This window comes from Planktothricoides sp. SR001 (assembly GCF_001276715.1).
Taxonomy (GTDB): domain Bacteria; phylum Cyanobacteriota; class Cyanobacteriia; order Cyanobacteriales; family Laspinemataceae; genus Planktothricoides; species Planktothricoides raciborskii.
This window is the reverse complement of record NZ_LIUQ01000027.1, coordinates 38,908-57,984: the sequence shown is the minus strand read 5'-3', so window position 1 is coordinate 57,984 and position 19,077 is coordinate 38,908. Positions and strand designations below refer to the sequence as shown.

General features: G+C 42.3%; 17 protein-coding genes. 7 read left to right on the top strand and 10 right to left on the bottom strand.

The features are described from left to right. Positions 1–144 precede the first annotated feature (144 nt). The 4 genes from AM228_RS16450 to AM228_RS16440 all read left to right on the top strand — a co-directional run bounded on the left by AM228_RS16450 (position 145) and on the right by AM228_RS16440 (position 4,042). Positions 145–1,434, top strand: coding sequence for an FAD-dependent hydroxylase (locus AM228_RS16450; protein ID WP_054467195.1), 1,290 nt, complete (start codon positions 145–147; stop codon positions 1,432–1,434). 397 nt (positions 1,435–1,831) lie between these two features. After that, positions 1,832–1,978, top strand: a complete 147-nt coding sequence (locus tag AM228_RS32850; protein WP_156331839.1) for a hypothetical protein — start codon at positions 1,832–1,834, stop codon at positions 1,976–1,978. A 4-nt stretch (positions 1,979–1,982) separates the two neighbouring features. After that, on the top strand, positions 1,983–2,201 hold the full coding sequence (locus AM228_RS16445; RefSeq protein WP_156331838.1) for a hypothetical protein: 219 nt from the start codon (positions 1,983–1,985) through the stop codon (positions 2,199–2,201). 80 nt (positions 2,202–2,281) lie between these two features. Next, entirely contained in the window at positions 2,282–4,042 is a 1,761-nt protein-coding gene (locus AM228_RS16440; protein ID WP_156331837.1) for a mechanosensitive ion channel family protein, read from the top strand. 3 nt (positions 4,043–4,045) lie between these two features. On the opposite strand, the gene AM228_RS16435 is transcribed toward AM228_RS16440, so the two are convergent. The 3 genes from AM228_RS16435 to AM228_RS16425 form a co-directional block, all read right to left on the bottom strand. Next, complete coding sequence (locus AM228_RS16435) at positions 4,046–6,790, bottom strand: CHASE2 domain-containing protein (RefSeq protein WP_054467190.1); 2,745 nt, start codon at positions 6,788–6,790, stop codon at positions 4,046–4,048. Between the two features lie 18 nt (positions 6,791–6,808). Next, a complete protein-coding gene (locus AM228_RS16430; protein ID WP_054467189.1) occupies positions 6,809–8,914 on the bottom strand; it encodes an AAA-like domain-containing protein in 2,106 nt (701 codons plus the stop codon). 99 nt (positions 8,915–9,013) lie between these two features. Then, entirely contained in the window at positions 9,014–11,035 is a 2,022-nt protein-coding gene (locus AM228_RS16425) for an AAA-like domain-containing protein (protein WP_072160800.1), read from the bottom strand. Between the two features lie 230 nt (positions 11,036–11,265). Between AM228_RS16425 and AM228_RS32845 the strand changes: the two genes are divergently transcribed. Next, entirely contained in the window at positions 11,266–11,406 is a 141-nt protein-coding gene (locus AM228_RS32845) for a hypothetical protein (RefSeq protein WP_156331836.1), read from the top strand. On the opposite strand, the gene AM228_RS16420 is transcribed toward AM228_RS32845, so the two are convergent. Beyond that, positions 11,379–11,606 (bottom strand): photosystem II protein, Psb35-related, encoded by a 228-nt coding sequence (locus tag AM228_RS16420; RefSeq protein ID WP_054467188.1) that lies wholly within the window; start codon positions 11,604–11,606, stop codon positions 11,379–11,381. The genes AM228_RS32845 and AM228_RS16420 overlap by 28 nt on opposite strands. 295 nt (positions 11,607–11,901) lie before the next feature. After that, positions 11,902–12,969 (bottom strand): glucokinase, encoded by a 1,068-nt coding sequence (locus AM228_RS16415; protein WP_054467187.1) that lies wholly within the window; start codon positions 12,967–12,969, stop codon positions 11,902–11,904. Positions 12,970–13,366: 397 nt separating this feature from the next. Here AM228_RS16415 and AM228_RS16410 point away from each other — a divergent pair, with 397 nt between their 5' ends. Next, positions 13,367–14,041 carry a response regulator transcription factor gene (locus tag AM228_RS16410; protein ID WP_054467186.1) on the top strand — a complete coding sequence of 225 codons (675 nt, stop codon included), beginning with the start codon at positions 13,367–13,369 and terminating at the stop codon, positions 14,039–14,041. 59 nt (positions 14,042–14,100) lie between these two features. Beyond that, the gene (locus AM228_RS16405) at positions 14,101–15,339 is read left to right on the top strand and encodes a cell wall metabolism sensor histidine kinase WalK (RefSeq protein ID WP_197285321.1); all 1,239 of its coding nucleotides are present in this window, start codon (positions 14,101–14,103) and stop codon (positions 15,337–15,339) included. A gap of 14 nt (positions 15,340–15,353) precedes the next feature. Here the strand turns inward: AM228_RS16405 and AM228_RS16400 are convergent, their stop codons facing one another. From AM228_RS16400 to AM228_RS32840, 5 genes are all read right to left on the bottom strand, one after another. Next, positions 15,354–16,625 (bottom strand): proton extrusion protein PcxA, encoded by a 1,272-nt coding sequence (locus tag AM228_RS16400; protein WP_054467183.1) that lies wholly within the window; start codon positions 16,623–16,625, stop codon positions 15,354–15,356. A gap of 147 nt (positions 16,626–16,772) precedes the next feature. Then, complete coding sequence (locus AM228_RS16395; protein WP_054467180.1) at positions 16,773–17,450, bottom strand: carbonic anhydrase; 678 nt, start codon at positions 17,448–17,450, stop codon at positions 16,773–16,775. Positions 17,451–17,476: 26 nt separating this feature from the next. After that, positions 17,477–17,770, bottom strand: coding sequence for a P-II family nitrogen regulator (locus AM228_RS16390; RefSeq protein ID WP_054467179.1), 294 nt, complete (start codon positions 17,768–17,770; stop codon positions 17,477–17,479). 5 nt (positions 17,771–17,775) lie between these two features. Then, positions 17,776–18,756 (bottom strand): sodium-dependent bicarbonate transport family permease, encoded by a 981-nt coding sequence (locus AM228_RS16385; RefSeq protein WP_054467178.1) that lies wholly within the window; start codon positions 18,754–18,756, stop codon positions 17,776–17,778. 33 nt (positions 18,757–18,789) lie between these two features. Further along, positions 18,790–18,933, bottom strand: a complete 144-nt coding sequence (locus AM228_RS32840; RefSeq protein ID WP_156331835.1) for a hypothetical protein — start codon at positions 18,931–18,933, stop codon at positions 18,790–18,792. Between the last annotated feature and the right edge of the window lie 144 nt (positions 18,934–19,077).

Below are 19,077 nucleotides of genomic sequence, written 5' to 3'. Positions count from 1 at the left end.
CACTATTCACTCTTCACTCTTCACTCTTCACTCTTCCCCCACACCCCACACCCCAAAAAGCGATCGCTCCGAAAATGCGAATAGACTAAATTTACGGCAAAATAGTAAAGAAATGTAAAGCAATCTTAAGAAACGTAGTTAGATATGCAACAGGATCAGCCAACGGTGACATATGAATTGACCGAACCAACCAGCCCCAAACCTGGATTTGACTATGATATTGCTATTGTCGGGGGGGGAATTAGTGGGGCAACCCTGGCAGCAGCATTAAAAGATTCGGGGCTGAAAGTGGCGTTGATTGAAGCCCAGCCTCAAGCTGTAGCCGCTTCCCGTCAGCAAGTCTATGCATTGACCCTGCTGACCGGGCAAATTTTTGAGCAAATCGGCGTTTGGGAGCGAATTTTGCCAAAAATCAACCAGTTTAACCAAATTCGCCTTTCTGATGCTGACCATCCGGGAATTGTGCAATTTTATCCTAGTGATTTAAATCGCGATCACTTGGGATATGTGGCAGAACATGGGCCAATGATTACGGAGTTGCAGGCATTTCTACATGATTGCCCTAATGTGTCTTGGATTTGTCCCGCTGAAGTGGTGAAAGTGGATTATCAACGAGATGCGGTGGTGATAGAAACACGGTCGCTTTCTGAAGATAATTCAGCCAATCTTAGTGACGCGCCTCTACACAAATTCCGTACTCGTTTATTAGTCGCTGCCGATGGCAAAAAATCCCCAATTCGGGAAGCAGCGGGAATTTCTACTAAAGGCTGGAAGTATTGGCAATCGTGCATTACCACGAAAATTAAGCCCGAAAAATCTCATCATAATATTGCTTATGAAAAATTCCAATATAGCGGGCCATTTGCGATTTTGCCGTTGCCTGGAAATCGTTGCAATGTTGTTTGGACAGCCCCTCATGCGGAGGCGAAAGCTTTAGCAGAATTGGACGATCGCCAATTTTTAGCGGAATTGAAAAAACGCTATGGCGACCAAATGGGAGAGTTAGAATTATTAGGCAATCGGTTTGTGTTTCAGGTGCAATTGATGCAAAGCGATCGCTATGTAAAACACCGATTAGCCTTAATTGGTGATGCCGCCCATTCTTGTCATCCCGTGGGAGGTCAAGGCTTGAATATGGGCATTCGCGATGTGGGGGCGATCGCTCAAGTATTAATCAATGCCTATAAAAAAGGGGAAGATATTGGCAGTGAAACTGTGCTGAAACGTTACGAACGTTGGCGCAAATGGGAAAACCTCACAATTTTAGGATTTACTGACTTTTTGGATCGGATATTTTCTAACAAATGGTTTCCCCTGGTGCCTATGCGGCGACTGGGTTTATGGTTTTTGCAAAATGTACCACCGATTAAAATTTTTGCCTTGCGTTTAATGACCGGACAAACCGGAAAGCATCCGCAATTAGCCCAACGTTAAGGGTAATTTAATCAGGGTAATTTAACCTTAAGATTTAGATGGGGATTAGCGGCGGGAAAAACGATTTGATTATGATTTGATTTTTTGGGTAACGCCGTGCCAAGCATAGCCCTTTACTGGAAACGGGCTATGCTTATGATATTTTTAATTAAATTTTTAATAAAAATTTAATTATTTTATTAAGTAATGTTAAGCCTTGTTAAGGAATAATGCTTAAAAAATCTTCAAGATTCAAGTAAAAAAATACGCCTTATGGCGGATGTCTTGCCGGAAACGGGCTGCATAGAGTGGTTATTATAGGAGCATTTTGATTTTTGAGTGAAAATAGCCTGTTGCATCTGAATCTAAGGTCAGACATTATTTGGCGTATTGGTGACAATTTGGTAAAAAAATCGTTATGTACAACGGTACAATCGCCAAGGGACTGGAAACGGTAATTCAAGGAGATAGTTATTCTCCAGAGTTTGAGGATTTATGGGTACAGAGAGGTGCGATCGCCAGATTCGGGGAATTGTTGCCTCGAAGGAATTTGGGAAACCATTGATGAGTTGTTAACCCCAAGCTGGGACATCATCCTACACAATTTCATTCCTCAAGTCATCTCCGTATCTAGGAAGCAAACGGTCAATACTTCCCTGAGTTCTCTGTTTCCAGAAAACTCGGTCTATCAACGGCAAAGCTTATGGCAAACCGATCGCCGCTATCTGAGAAATATTATCGATCGGGTAGATCGCATCATGGATCGCTCCCGCTTGTATAGTGAGTAGTGAAAAGTGAGTTGTGAATGTATTGACTAAATATTGACTAACTATTGACTAAATATTGACTAAATATAAGGATTAACTCCGTGAGCAATTACCGTAACCGAAGTCTGACTAAGCTGACCACAGTTGATCGACTTCTCCGCTGGATAATTTGTGGTGTTTTGGGAATGGTGCTGGTATTATGGATTTCGCCCAAAGGGATGACCCTTAATCTACCCAGGATTTCGGATGCATTGTTAGTTTCCTCCAGAGTGGGAACCGCACCTAGCTTGCCCTTCGTCGAGGGGCAACTTTCAGATCGGCAATATATCGCCAGTGTTTTCAATAATTGGATTGAGTTATATCTAAAAAAAGCTAAAGCCCCAGTAACTTTAGATGGTCAAGAACTGTTTTTTGTCACGGATACAGCAGAACATTCAGCAGAGCTTCGGGCGCAGTTAATTTCAGAGAAATTAGAAGAAGCTGTGGCTTCTGAGAATCCGGTACAAGTGAAAGTGAATCAATCTAATAATCAGTTGACGATTATTTCGCTCAATAACCAGCAGTTGTTGACTGTGACTTCCGGTGATGCGGCGCCCAGGACTCCCCAAGAAAGAGCTCAGGAATGGGCTGACAAAATTCAGCAGTCTTTAACTACCGGGAAACAACAACGCCAGTTTGATTTTATTGTTAAAGGATTAATTTATTCGGCGGCAATTGTGTTTGCCGCCATTAGCTTACACTCTTTATCAGATAAATTACTACGGCAGTTTTGGCAAAAAATTTCACTACCAAATCTCACGGAAGACAGCGAACAACGGAACCTGATTAACTCTTTAGATTTACTCCGTAATCTGACTATTGGCACTGCTCGCGTCGTGATTTGGCTTTTCGCCGCGTTGGGGATTAGCAATTTATTCCCGGTGACTCGACAATGGAGTTATCTGATTGTCAATGCTCTAATTACTACTTTTACTTCACCAATTCTTACCCTCGGTCAACAAGCGTATTCTATCCCGGATATTTTGCTCTTAGGTTTTTTATTATTTGGATTGGTAAATCTTTCTTGGAAAGCCACAGATTTATTTAAATCTCGGATATTACAAATTACGGGCATGAACCGAGGTACACAAGAAGTAATTGCCGTCATTTTTCGCTACAGCGCGATCGCCCTTGGCACCGTGGTTGTGCTGCAAATCTGGGGTTTAGACTTAAGTTCTTTAACCATTCTTGCCAGTGCCCTAGGTATTGTTATCGGTCTAGGTTTTCAAGATATCGCCAAAAACTTTGCCAGCGGATTAATTTTACTATTTGAAAGACCCATTCAAGTCGGTGACTTTGTAGAAGTTGGCCGTTACACTGGGATTGTTGAATATATCGGTGCTCGCAGTACCACCATCCGTACTTTAGATCGGATTTCCATTATTTTACCCAATGCTCGGTTTCTGGAAAATGAAGTGATTAACTGGAGTCATAGCAACCCCGTTTCTCGTCTGCATATTCCCATCGGAGTCGCCTATAGTTCTGATGTTCAAGTCGTCGAATCAACTCTTTTAGAAGCGGCAAAAAGTCACCCTCTCGTCTTGCTAGTTCCGCCACCCAAAGTAATGTTTTTAGGGTTTGGAGACAATTCTTTAAATTTTGAATTACTGGTCTGGATTGACCAACCTAGCGAATTATTTACGATTAAAAGCGATTTAAATTTTAAAATTCAGCATTTACTGCTTCAACATGAGATTGAAATTCCGTTTCCTCAGAGAGATTTGCACGTCCGGTCTGGCAGTATTCCCCTGCAAATTTCTACTAATTTAGAAGAAACTTTAATCCAGGTATTACAAAAATTCTTAGCTAAAGATGATCGGTAATGACTATTCACGCAGTTCTTTTAACCATTTATCTAACAATTCCTGATTTTGACTACTTTCAGATTCTTTAAGGTATTGAATGGCAATTTTGACCGCCGTGGGATGATTTAACTGTTGGCATATGAGCAATTCTAAAATCCGTCGTAATTGCAGTTTTTCTAACTGTTGATGGCACAAGATTGTGGTGGCGATCGCGCTGGTAATCATTGCCAATATCGGGGGAAATAAAGGCACCCACCAGCCACGAATGAATGCCTGATAACAAAATAATACCAATAATAACACTGCGATTACCGTTGAAAAAAAAGTAAATTTTTCTAATTTAATCAGACAACTAAATCCAGCCCCAATGACTGACCAAATCAAAATCCACATCCATTCTTGACCTTCACTCCAAACTTTCATCATCGGTCGTCCATCGAGGGCGGCGCTAATAAGTTGACTGGTGACATTAGCATGAATTACCACCCCTGGAGTCAAATTCAAACTTTCTGTCCAACTGGTCGTGTAGGGAGTGTGATGCACATCTTTTAAACTTTCAGCGATCGCACCAATTAAAATAATACAATCTTCCAGAGGCAGTTTCTTTGAATCTGGTGGATGCCAATCCGGTGCAATTGTATTATCCAGGACATCGGCAAAAGAGATCGAGTGAAAATTATTCTGTGGGCTACGAAAATTCAGCAAAATTTGATAGCCGCCACTATGCGATCGGATATAACTGCCATCATAAGGTCGAAATGGCACAATCGTTGCTTTCCCTAGCTGAAGTTTATTTTCACCAATTCTTTGCAGCATCACTCCCTTCCTGGCCAAATACTCAGTTGCCAGTTGGCTTCCTAGACTCAAAGCGATTTGATTCTCTCCTTCTGAGATTCTTACAGACAACAATCCTCGACGGACTTTTCCATCAGGATCTAACACCATATCAGCCATAGCCACTTGTCCCAAATCTTGCAAAATTTCCGGGGGAAGAACCTGCCGTCCCACAACTTTTTGCACCCCAATTAAATTTGGGGTGGATTTAAAAAGTTTGACTAATTTTTGATAACCCGGTTCAACGGGTAAGTCTCGATATAAATCTAAACCAATTACTGCGGGATTTTGTTTTTTTATATTTTCAATAGCCCGAACTAATATTTCATCGCGAAATGGCCATTTTTGAACTTTGGTTAAATCAGCGTCATCAATAGTGACAATGACAATTCTAGGGTCGATAGGTTCTAAAGGACGGATTCTAAAAAATTGATCGTAAAGACTCCATTCTACGGGTTGAAACAGTCCCGTCCAACGCAAACAAATCACGGCCAACGCAGAAGTAAAGGCGATCGCCAGATGAGTGATTCTACGTTTTTTGGGTTGAAAACTTTCTTGTTTTACCTGATACCGAGCTTGAGACAACATCTGGCTGGCTAGTTCGACCACTTCTAAGGCATTTTGGGCGGATCGTTTACTTAAATCTTGACTAGCTCCTAAAAATTTATAATCTAAATCGCTCAAACTTCTGCCCAATGCCCAGGCAAGAGCATCTTGTAATACTTGACCTTGTAACAAACAAGATTCATCTTGTTGACCGGACTTGAGCCAAGCCCGCAATGCAGAGGAATATGGCCGAATTTTATCCAGTTGTTCCGTGACCCAAGCTGGATTAAAAATTTGCTCATAAATTCGATTTTTAATGGTTAAATATCCATTTTTTTTATAAACTAATCCACTTAGTTCTAATTCAATATAATCGCGACTATCATTAAATTTAATCTGTTTTTTCTGCAAAATTTGCTCATAAATACCCAAAAGTCTGGCTGCCCGATTTTCATTGTTTAAAATTCTATTTTTAATGGTTCTTAAATGTTCCGGCTCATCTTGGGACTCCCAGTTCTCTATAATCTGCGATCGCACCAAATGGGAAATCCATTTTTCCCAATTATCCCCATTCCCAGGATTTATTTCCCGATAATACTTGATATGATGCACCACTAATTGACATAGTTTTTGAGTTAAAAAAGGTTGTCCTCCCGTCCAATCAAAAATTTCTTTAATCACCGTTTCGGGTTGGGGAACAATGCCGACTAATCCTTGGGCTAAGGGTTTAGCATCATCCAGGTTAATGCCGTGAAGGTCGATGGGTTGACCAATATTAAATGGAGTTTTCTGGGGATCTCTAATTAAATCTCCTGGAGTCGTCACCCCAAAAAAAGCAAAGGTCAAACGTTCATATTCTCGATTCAGCGATCGCTGATTATAACAAGAGCGAATCAACGGAAAAAAATCATTGGTTAAAAAATCAAAATTGATTAAACTATCTATCTCATCAAAAAAAATTACCAGGGGTTGCTTGGCAAATTGACTCATTAAAATTTCTTCCAAAAACTGACTAAGTTTTTGGACATTTGACAAGCCATCTACCGAAATAAACCACGACTTTAGATCGAATTTATCAAATAAATTAAATCCTCGCCACAAATCAAAAATTAAGCCTTTATACCATTGTTCTGAGGTAATATTTTCCGTGATAATGCGAGTTAAATCCACCGTGGCACATTGAAATCCCTCTTGCAGCAGCCGATGTCGGGTTTGCACCAGCAGTGAGGATTTCCCCATTTGACGGGAGTTGAAAACATAACAAAATTCACCTTTTTTTAAGGCATTATACAGTTGAGCATCTGCCGAGCGCCTCACATAAGTAGAAGCATCAGATCTCAGACTCCCCCCAACTTGATATAAATCATCACGGATAATATTTTGCATAATCGGCGTAGTCAGAAACTAAGAAAACTCAATAGATTCAAAAGCTGGTTCAAAAGCTGGTTCAAAAGCTGGTTCAAAAGAGGTGCGATCGCCCCCTTGTTTCTTTGATTGTTCCAAAGCCAAATTCGCGGTTCTAATCAGGTAATCTGGATAATTTTGAGCCTTCGCCTGAATACTCGCCACCCCTAAACTCATGGTGATCGTATCGGGCAGTCCTCCCATCAGCAGATGATCGTGCACTAACCCCAAAGCTTTCACCCGTTTTCTAATTTCTTCCGCCAATTCTAGGGCGTCAGCGGCGGAAACACTGGGTAAAAATATGACAAATTCTCCCGGTTCAAATCGAGCCATAATCTTCCCCGGATAATCAACTATCTGACGCAGCAAATCAGCAATTTTTTTAAAATAAGCATCGCCGATATTTTTGCCATATTTATCATAATAAAAGTTCTGATAATAGAGGTGAAAATAGTCCAGACTACCTACAATCACTGAAAGTTGTAATTGATTGTCAATAAACTCTTGCCAATACCTGCTAATATACTGATAAAATCCCAGTTGATTGACCAGATTGGTTAACGGATCTCGATGACAAATCTGCTGCTGGAATCCTTGATATTCCTGATCGATTTGTTGCAAGCGTTCCCCGCTAGAGACTTTTCCTTCTGTATCCGTAATTTTACCGCAGGAATTTTCCCCTATATTATGGGCATTACTAAAATATAAACGGTATAATTCACACCGAACAGTGACTTGAAAATTTTGATCGATTTTCACCACCCCAAGACTTTCTAATTGATCGGCTAATTCAGGAAGTAAGCTGATGGGATTTTCCTCGGTTAACAATCCTTGAAATGCGCGGTTTAATTCCTCATTTTCTTGAAAATGTTGCCGCAAATCATGCAAATGATCTCGATAAATTCCGAAGGGATTCGCCATTGACGCTAATAGCTGGTCTAGACTCATGGATTCTGTATTAAACTTTAGGGGATTGACGAGGTGATAAAATGCTAATCGGATCAGGGCAGGATGTCCGCCAACCATTGCCATGAGTTTTTCGATTTGTGCCGAATTCCAGCAAACTCCATGACGTTGGGCTAACTGATTAACTTGTTCTGGAGTAAAGTCCGTTAAAGTTAAGGGTAAACCGATATTTAAAGCAGAAGTATATAGAGGATATTCTGGGTAAATTTCTTGAGAGTAAAGTAACACAAATCTTAAATGATTCCAAGGAGCATATTTTTGGGCTTCTTCGCTCCATGACCGCACAATGGTTAAAAGTTCTTGAGTAATGTAAGGATATTTAAACAGTCGGTTTAACTCATTGAAAGCTACAACCAGTGGACGGTTAATTTTTGGCAGGAGATGCCGTTCAAAATATAAGGTACAGTTCACCTTACTGCCCATTGTGCTTGCCCAGCATTCTTCTAAATTGGCGGGGATGTTTAACTTTTGACCGAGCAGGCTGCAAAACCAGCGTAACAATTTATCTAAATTAGAAATAATCGATTCGTCTCCTTGACAAAAGTCTATGTTTACTGTGTGATAGTCTAAAAGGTTTGCTTGCTCAAAAATTTTTAACAGCAGGGAAGATTTACCCATTTGTTTGGGAGATTTAATCCGCAGAATACTGCCCGGTTTGGTAATTTCTTGATAAGCGGTTGTTTCAATGGGTGGTCGTTCGATATAAAAGGGTGATTCTACCGGAACAGGTCCACTGGGATATTCTAAGGAATTCAGACTATTGGCGGACTGGTTCTCCCAGGGAGACGGAAATTTGGCGATCGCCAAATTACCTGGATTTTTAGTCTCTTTTAAAATAAAGCTAGGAGATTGATCTTGGTTATAAATGGAGATTAAAGCGAGTTGTTCCGGGGTCAAAACATAAGTTTCCACCACAGAACGGAAAGTTGACTTAGTAATCGGTACATTCAACAACTGAGAAATCATTTGCCATAATCTCGCTGCTGTTGTTTTGAGGTAATCCGCTTCATAGATAGATTGTTGGGCGATATGAGTATATGTTTGCCCATGCCAGGAGCCTCCTAACACTAGGTTTTGTGCCGGAGTCAAATTTTTTTGCTGGGCAACAGTAATTAAGATCAGGAGTTGATCGAGGCTCATACAATATTTTTTGAATCAGTTATGTTAGATCAAAGGTAGAACAGAAACGAAAATCATAGTTAATATAGGATACTAAGCGATCGCGGTTCTGATTAAATCTTATGGAGTCACGGAAGTTTCCGAAGAACCCGAAGGCGTAGAAAAATTTTCTAATAAAGAAACACTGTTGACCATGCGATTTCCTCCCCATTTTTGTGCTTGCTGCAAGTATGTTTCTGCCTCATTGAGCATAATTTCTAAGGTGACTTCAGGTTGCCTAGCCTCCCGGCTGGATCCGCCAATGCTCACGGTGATCGTTTCTGGAAGACCATCAATACTAGAATTATTATGGGCGATCGCCAACCCTTTGACTTGTTCACAAATCTGCCGACCAATTTTTTCCGCTTGCCCTTGGGTCTTCCCCGGTAAAAATATAGCAAACTTAGCCTCACCCAAACGCCCGATAAACTCTAATGGCTGCTCGACACAGTTACCAATTACTCCAGCGACCTTCTGTAAACAGTCATCCGTGGCTTCATTACCATGAAATTGATTATATAAATGCAAAAAGTCAATCTGACAAATCATCAGGGAAACCGGCTGATCTTTCCACTCCAGCCATTTTTGCTCCATCTGCTTTTTGAAATGTTTGCCATTAGTGAAACCTGTTAGGTTATCTCGATAGATAAATTGATCTACCGCTTGCTTATATTTCGCTAACTGTTCGATCAAGTTCCATTGATTATTCGTGACTAAACTCACTTTGGCATTTTGTTCAAGGGAGAGTTGATCGGAAAAATATAGGCGATACAATGGCAAGCTGACACTACAAAGTTTTCCTGACATCTTAATCAGTCCCAAGCTTTCCAACTTGTAAGCAATAATATCCGGTAATTCTACCGCTTCATTGCTTTCTAGCACTTGTTTAAATGCGGCAAAAAGAGGCGGATGATCATGGATATTTGCCCAGAGACTTCGCAAATAATCTCGATAAATACCGGCTTGATTTGTAGCCGTTTCTAAAATATGTTTTAAAGCTTTACTTAAATGTTTTGGCTCGTCAAGGTTGGTTTTACCCGTTGATGCTTTATCTTCTTGGCTCAAGTGATGGAAAGCCAACTGCATTAAATAAGGATGTCCCCCTAACAGATCGATTAGCTTTTGCAAATCGGCTGCCTTCAGAGGTAAATTATACGCTTTGGCTAAATCTTTCCCTTGTTCTAGGTTGAATTCAGTTAGTTTAATCGGTAAACCAATATTAAACGGAGATTGATTCAGGTTTAAGGGGATATAAATTTCTGTAGAATAAACCACAATCATCCGGAGTCGTTGCCAAATTTCTACATATTTCGCCTCTTCATGCCAGCTTCTCAGCATGGGAAAAAAATCGCAGGCGATCGCCGGGTATTGAAATAAAATATTCACTTCATTTAGCCCTAAAATAAACGGGCTACTCACCGCTGGTAAAAGATATGCTTGGAAATATAAAGTCGCACTAACCTTACTGCCAATAGTTTCATCCCAGTAGGCGTCTAATTTTGGGGTCAGACCCGCTTGTAGCGTCACGGTGGCACAAAACCAACGTAAAAATTTATCCAGATTTTCAAAAGTCCCACTTTCCGCTTGCTGAAAATCTAAAAAAGCCCCCCGATAGCCTAAGCTATTCCCCCGATTCATAATTCGCAACAGCAAAGAATTTTTTCCCATTTTTCTTGGGGCTTTGATGCGAATGACGCTGCCTAATTTTATCAATTCTGCATAAGCTAGTTCTTCAATTGCTGGGCGATGAATATAAAACTTAGACCACAAGGGCAGTGGACTCCCTGGAAATGGCGGTGACTGTTCAGAAGATTTATTGGCGTAAAAAGTCTCCATTAATAGTTGTTCATTGGAGCATAGGGCGCGGGTTTCCAGGATGCCGCGAAAATTACCCTTGGTGAGTGACTCGCCAAAAATTTCCGAAAGTGACTTCCACAACGAGGAGGCAGTTTTTCTCAGATAATGCTCACCATAGTCCGACAGGGTGGCAATATCCGTAAAAGTCTTCCCTTCCCACGCTTGCTCAAGGATTAATTTTTCTACGGGTCTTAACTCTTTTTCGCTTTTTGCCTCAATCAGGTAAATAATCTCTTCAATTGTCATAACTCACCACCTCAACACCTGAATCTGGGTGAAATACCGGCTCACCCTTTCTATACTGTAAAATATCTCTGCTGTTTCTAGGACAGTTTTTCTGGTGATTTGGTGATATCAGTTCCCGGTGTCCCAGTTGGGCTGTGAATTAGATCCGCCTGATTTTTTAAAGCATTTTCTTTATTTTAGCCTGATGCCAAAGAGCAAAAAGGGGCTATGAAAGCCCCTTTTTGCTCTTGATGACTGATTTTTTTCTGCGATCGCCCCACGGGATACTAATTTTTGGTGAGCGCGTTCGCGAAGCGGCGCGGATGCGCGATCGCCTCTGGTTGGGAAATCCTGCCACGGCTAATTATTTGGGCAGGTTTTGGCTGGTGTAAGCATCCACTGCAAAAGCTGGAACTCTCTTGCTGTAGTCAATCTCGCTGCCAGTTACGGATTTAGACAACTGGGCAAAAGACTCAGAACGCCAGTTACGTTCGTGAATGGGCTTGGTTTGTTCACCCAAGAAATAAGCCTGAGTGCCGAGCACAGCCGCCGCTATCCAACCAACCACGAATAAGCTAATCACGATAGTCATTGGTGTTTTCCTTAAGTTTTGTAACGTTATGTAAATAAATGTAACAAAGTATTGCCGGAAGTGTCAAGAGGTTTTAGGATATTTTCTATTTATTCTAGATAAATAACTACTAATCTGCAAAAAAAATCTATGTTTAGCAAAAAATTAGAGATTTTTTTTATGCAAATTAACTGTAAAAATTTTTTGTCAATCAATCTGCCGGGGGGTTGCATAACAGTTACTCGTAACTAACCACAAATAACCCCCAGGCATGAAGGGGAGCCTGGGGGCATGGGTGAGATTATAATGGGTGGGATTATAAGCGTGACGCACAAACCGCCGCCCCTTGGAGTCCCACTTGGGGATTTTTGACGATATGGACGGGGATTCTTTCTAATAAAGAGCTCATACGGCCTTTTTGTTTAAAGGCGTTCAAAAAGCGATCGCCTTCTTTAATTAAGGGCAAGATTTTGGCGGCAATTCCTCCGGCTAAATATAAGCCACCATAAGGGAGTAATTTTAAAGCGAGATTTCCCGCTTCTGCCCCGTAAGCTTCGATAAATAATTCCATCGTTTGCTGGCAAATGGGATTACTTTTCTCTAAAGCCGCTTGAGAAATTTCCGCAGCGGAAAGATGGCGGTCTTTTTTGGTCAGATTTGCCCCCAGATTTGTCGAATGTTCGCTGGCAGCAGATAAGCGATCGCGATCGAGGTCTTGGGCGCGATCGCATAAAAACTGATAAATCGTCACAATGCCCTGTCCAGAAACCACTCGTTCTACGGATACCCGATCCAAATGATAGTGCTGGTGGAAATATTGCAACAATTCAAACTCCATATCGGTACGAGGGGCAAAATCCGCATGACCCCCCTCGGTGGCATACACATGATAATCATCTAACAAGCGAACTAAAAATCCTTCTCCCAATCCAGTCCCGGCACCAATAACGGCGATCGGGGCCGTTGACTGGGGTCTACCCGCTTGCAAAGTTAAAATATCTTCTGGGGTCAGACTCAACAGCCCATAACCTACCGCTGCAAAATCGTTAATTAAACTCACATGGGCAATATTCAGTTCTTGTTCCAATCGTTCGGTAGTCAAAGACCATGCCAAATTAGTTAAGACTGAGGTATTGCCCACCACTGGCCCGGCGATCGCAAAACAAGCCTTAGTAGGGGTGGGAGAACTGCCCGATGCTGCGGCGGCTGCTTGCAAAAATTCTCGCACCATTGGCACCAGATCGGGATATTCCTGACTGGTATAAAGTGCTTCATAAAGATTTTTCTGCTGAGAAGCAGTAGTAGACGTTTCCCCCGTGGGCATTTCCACCAACCGCAGTAGAGTTTTTGTGCCGCCAACATCGCCGACCAGTAGTAAAGTCATATTGTCTGATTAAACTAAAGAAATCAGTTCAATTTAACCTTATAACAGCTTCGATTTCCGTGAGGTGGGAGGTATCTCCGTTGTCTGTTATCCTTCAGAATACCACCTTCCCAGAAGGGACAAAGGACTGATGACCACTGTTGATCAGCATCAAACTCTCATATAATAGACGCGACCAGGGGGATTTTAGATGATCGAGATTGCTCCGTCACTTTAGGTGGCGAAGAATTGCTGTATGAATCTTAGTAGACGGGCAGAAATAAATGCACCACAGACCATATCAAAAGAAAAACTGTCATTCCCGCGAAGGCGGGAATCCAAGGATTTACGGTGGGGAACGAAAAGTGCAATTAATTATGTTCACCTACTTTATTGTTTGGGCAAACAGCGGTAAGTTATGAAAATCTTGGTTGTAGAAGATGATGATAGAATTGCTCGGCCTATAGCGGAAGACTTAAAACACCAGCATTATATTGTGGATGTGGTGTGCGATGGGCAACAAGGTTGGGAATATGCCCAAACAGTAGAGTATGATCTAATCTTGTTGGATTTAATGCTGCCGAAATTAGATGGAATCCGTCTGTGCAAACATTTGCGTAGCAATAATTACAGGGGTTTTATTTTAATGATTACGGCACGGGATACCACCACGGATAAAGTCATGGGGTTAGATGCTGGGGCTGATGATTATTTAGTCAAACCGTTTGAACTAGAAGAATTATCGGCGCGAATTCGGGCTGTCTCCCGGCGTAGTCCTGAAATCCGCCCCGCGATTTTAAGTTATGGAAATTTGCAACTCAATCCCAGTAACCATGAGGTGACTTGTAACGGTAAACCTCTAGCGCTAACCCCGAAAGAATATACCTTATTAAAGTTTTTTTTGAGCAACCCCCATAAAGTTTTAACCAGGGGAGGGTTGTTGGATAAATTGTGGGAATTAGATAAGTCATCGGGAGAAGAAACGGTAAAGACTCACCTGACAAATTTGCGTCGCAAGCTGAAAGTTGCGGGAATTGAAGAGGAATTGATTTCGACGGTTTACGGGGTTGGCTATCGATTTTCTCCTAAATAATGCCTACCTAAATAATGGGGTAAATTTTGATGTTTAATGGGATTAGGCATCGGTTGTTAATGTCGTATCTACTGGTGTTTGCCTCTATTCTGGTGGTGTTTGCGATCGCCGTGCGGGGGATATTTACGCGGATTCTGATGCGCCAACTGACAGAGACGTTAAGGGCATTGGCGGAAGGGTCGGCGGCGGTAGCGTTTGAACAGGGAAAAATTCAATTTAATCATATTAATGATAATTTTTTCTATGAACGGGATTTGATGCAACACGAACAGACCCTACAGTGGTTTGATCGGGCGGGAAATTTGATGGCTCAACAAGGAGTCTATATCGTGAATTTGCCTTTGGAGAAAAGAGAGGCAGTTCAATTTCAGGAGACACCGAGGCTTGAGGCGGTAACTCTGCCAATGATGGGGAGTAATGGCGGTGAGATTGTGGGGTACGTTAGAGCGAGTCAATCTTTAACCGAGGTGGATCAAATCATTCAAAAGTTGGATTGCGGATTGGCTGGGGGAATTTTGATGGCCTTGCTTTTGAGTGGGGCAGGGGGTGTCTGGCTGACTCGTCAGGCGATGCAGCCGATCGAGGATAGTTTTCAGCGGTTAAAACAGTTTACGGCGGATGCTTCCCACGAAATGCGTAGTCCTCTGATGGCGATTAAAAGTAATGTGATGGTGGCTTTGCGGTATCCAGAGGGGATGCGGAACACCGATGGGGAAAAATTTGAGGCGATCGCCAGCGCCACCAACCAGATGACGCAGCTTACGGAAGATTTACTCTTTTTAGCACGCACCGATGGTCATGCCGACCTATCGGTGCAAATACTCCGCCGAGATTGGGAGAATGTGGATTTAACAACCACTTTACAAAAGTTAATCAATCTTTATCAGACACAAGCTGAGGCAAAGCAAATTAAATTATATGGAAGGATTAGGGAAAATCTGTATGTTGCCGGAGATGAGGGGCAGCTAACACGGTTGTTTGTGAATTTGATTCAAAATGCTTTGCACTACACCACGGCAGGAGGAACAATATCACTGAGTGCGATTAACTTTGGGGTTTATATTGAGGTGGAAGTGCGGGATACAGGGGTAGGGATTGCTGAGGAAGATGTGGAAAAGGTGTTTGAGCGCTTTTGGCGAGCCGATCGCACTCGCGCTTATGGGCAAGGAGGGTCTGGTTTGGGGTTAGCGATCGCCCGGGCGATCGTCCAGCAACATAAAGGGGCGATCGATGTCACCAGCCAATTGGGAATAGGCAGTTGTTTCACCGTCCGATTGCCCGCATCTTCCCCCACCTAAACCAAAAAATTTACTCACTCATTCATATTTCTCAACGTCGCCACCGCCGAAGGAGAAATGCGGCTGAGATAGCGGAATATCCAATACTTAAATACCGTATCCAAAACCACCGGCACCGTGGCAATAAACAGAGAAATCGCACTTTTATTTGCCGCTATCCCCAAATGCGTCGCCAATCCCTCCAAAACCACCTCCCACCCGTGGGGGGAGTGGAACCCCACAAAAATATCCGTAAACAAAATAATCACAAACGCCTTCGCGCTATCACTCAAACCATACACAATTTCATCTAAAAACGACTTCATTACCGCGATTTTTTTCCGGTTAGTCACCAAAATTAAACCAAAAGAAAACGTCGCCAGAATATCCGCAAAAATATTACTCACCGCACTGCGACTTTTGCCGCGAAAGTCTTCAGCAATTTCCCCTGCCTTCTCTTTGACCAGCGACTCTATCTCCTCAATAGACAGCTTAGGATTTTCCCCCAGCAAGTTGGTAAATTTCAGTTCTTCTTCAAATGCCTGCAACTCCAGAAATGCTTCTTCCTTCATCTCATAATTGAGAAATATTTGTCCTGTTTGATTTTCAAAATATTGATTAACCAAAGGAGAAAATATAAATATTTTTGAAACGTGCTGGGTTAAAAGTGGCACCAGAATCAGCACCACCAAAAATGAGATAGATGTTTTGGTTTTATTTCTAGAACTGCGAAATTTCTGAATAACCTCTGCTTCCGCATTAGGATTTAAATCGGTCTTAATTTTTTTAAAGGTTCTACCAATTGACCGGGGCAGCACCCCAGTTTTATCCGTGAGATTATCCATTTTTTCATAACTTTGATTTGGATCGGATATATTCGCCTTGACGATCACAGTTTTAAAATCAGGGTTAACCGGCTGCGGCTCCGGCTGGGTGGGCAGCAATGCCGATGAATCATCAGGTTCTAAATTTTTGTACTTACCCAGCACATCATCAATTACTCTCAGTTTTTCCAAAAAAGCTTTATTAGAACTATTCAGAAAGTAACGACTGATTTTAAACTCCGCCATTCGCACATTAATAATTTGGATTTGTTTGTCAATATCAGCCCGAAAATAATCTCTAACATTCGGAGTATATCGGGATGATGCTTCCCCTTGCTGTCGCAATTCTTCCGATTCAATGGTCTTTATATTCAATGCCGCTTGGTATGCTTCCTCTAAAGCTCTTTCGGCAGTCGATAAAAACCATTGTTGCCCCTTCATCATCTTGTCATAAATCATTGGCTGCCAATATTTTTCTTTCATAATTCAGGTAAATTAGATGAATTAATTTTAATAAAAAATAGGCTATTTTAATTTTAAAATAACCTTTAAATTTAGGTGAGTAAAATATCTAAATTGCAACTCGATATAGTCACAAGTAAAATATTCAACCTGATCCGGGCAGAATAGCTAGTGAAAATTATTCATATTGGCCAGAGGATCGGGAACAGGAAATGGCTCTTTCTCCAACGGGATAAACTTTCCCATACTAGCGTTGTAAGCCAGGATTTCTCCCGTTTCTATTTCATAAACCCAGGCATGGAGATGAAGGTTGCCACTGTGCAGCTTAGAACGAATCACCGGATAAGTTTCTAGATTTTCTATCTGAGTTAGAATGTTTTGCTCGATAGTCAACCGCAACAGCTTATCCGGTTCATAGTCTTTGTAATTATCAAACATCAGGCGGCGCGTAGCTTCCGCAGTATGCTTTAACCAGTCATAAACCAAGGGCATGGTTTCGGCAAGATTCCCCAGTTGTAGCAGTCCTTTCATCGCCCCGCAGTGGGTATGACCGCAGATGATAATTTCTCTAATACCCAATGCTTGCACTGCATATTCGATTCCCGCACCTTCGCCACTATTTAAAGCACCATAAGGAGGAATGAGATTACCCACATTTCTAATGATGAATAGTTCTCCGGGTTGAGTTTGGGTCAGGAGATTGGGATCAATCCGGGAATCAGAACAGGTGATGAATAAAACTTCAGGAGACTGACCGTGAGAAAGCTGCTCAAATAGTTCCTGGTGACTGATGAAGTAGTTGTCGTGAAACTGATTTAACCCTTGAATGATTCGCTGAATAGGCATCGAAATCCTCCTAGAGTAAAATCAACTTAATGTCTGATCCACTTGGCATCAGAGACAATGCAAACGCCGCCAAATTTTTTGAGGATGGGGCGGATGGCTTCTACGAGCAACTCCTCTTGTTCTGCGGTACATACGGTCATCACGTAGCGGTTGCTGAGGACATCTTTTTCTAAATCGTTGGCGGTCAGCCCCCTCTCTCCTTTGCCGATGACATCCCGGATCACGGTATAGCCGGTAATTCCTACTTCTTCTAAAACTTCTAGGACTTTGGACATTTCCAAAGAAATGGTGACGATTTCTACTTTTTTGACGATTTCCATAATGTTTAGAGGACGAACCCCAATTTTTTGATGATTTCTAAGTACACGGGAATCCCTACAATGATATTGAAAGGAAAAGTAATGCCGAGAGCCATTGAAACGTAAAGGCTGGGATTAGCTTGAGGAACGGTCATTCTCATGGCAGCGGGAACGGCGATATAAGAGGCACTAGCGCAGAGGACCGCAAACAGAAGGGCGTTGCCTTCACTGAGTCCAATTACTTTGGCAATGAGGATGCCGATAATGGCGTTGACAATTGGCATTAGGACGGAGAAGCCAATGAGAAAGGAGCCGGTTTTTTGCAAGTCTTTGATTCTTTTGGCGGCTACCAGTCCCATATCCAGCAAGAAGAAACAGAGGACTCCGTAAAAAATTCCTTGGGTAAATGGCTCTAACTTTTCCCAACCTTTGGGGCCTGTGAGAATACCAATGATTAGACTGCCTACGAGGAGAAATACGGAACTGTTGAGGAAGGATTCCCGCAGGACTTCTCCCCAAGAGAAGCTACCGTTTTCATTGTCTTTACTGGTGAAAATACGCACGATAATCAGACCCACAATGATGGCGGGAGATTCCATGAGGGCGAGGGCGGCGACCATGTGACCGCCAAAGTTGATGTGAAGTTGGGTGAGCAAAGAGCTCGCGGTGATGAAGGTAACGGCGCTAATGGAACCGTAGGTGGCAGCGATCGCTGCTGCGTTGTAGGCATCCAGCTTGATTTTCAGGATGAAAAATGAGTAAATGGGTACTATAGACGCCATCAATATAGCGGCGAGCAGAGTGAGGGCGATCGCTGGAGTGATACCGCTTTCGTCAATTTCATAGCCTCCCTTAAAGCCGATCGCCAGCAGCAGATAGAGGGAAAATAGCTTGGGCAACGGTTGGGGGATTTCTAGGTCAGATTTAAATAAAACGGCTAGGATACCCAAAAAGAAAAATAAGACGGGCGGGTTGAGGATATTGGACAGGATCAGACTGGAATTCATGTGGTTGTTATCCCTGTAAGCTAATGGGCGCATTTAGGGCAGGACGTAGGTGCCGATGTTGGCTGCCACTATGACTGGGTGGAGGCGATCGCCCCTAGTAAGATGTGGAGGCGATCGCCCGGGCGTAAGATGCTGGGGATATTTTTTACCCGGCTTCTTACAAATCCCGTTCGTCATATTTGCCAGCGAATGCACCCTTGAGCTTGGCTATTTCCCCAACTGTAGAGAATGAATGTCAAGAACTCGAAAAGATTTGCTAATTTTTGTCATATTTTTTTAAGGGTTTGCTGACAACTCCGATGCCAAAGACCCTGATTGCTG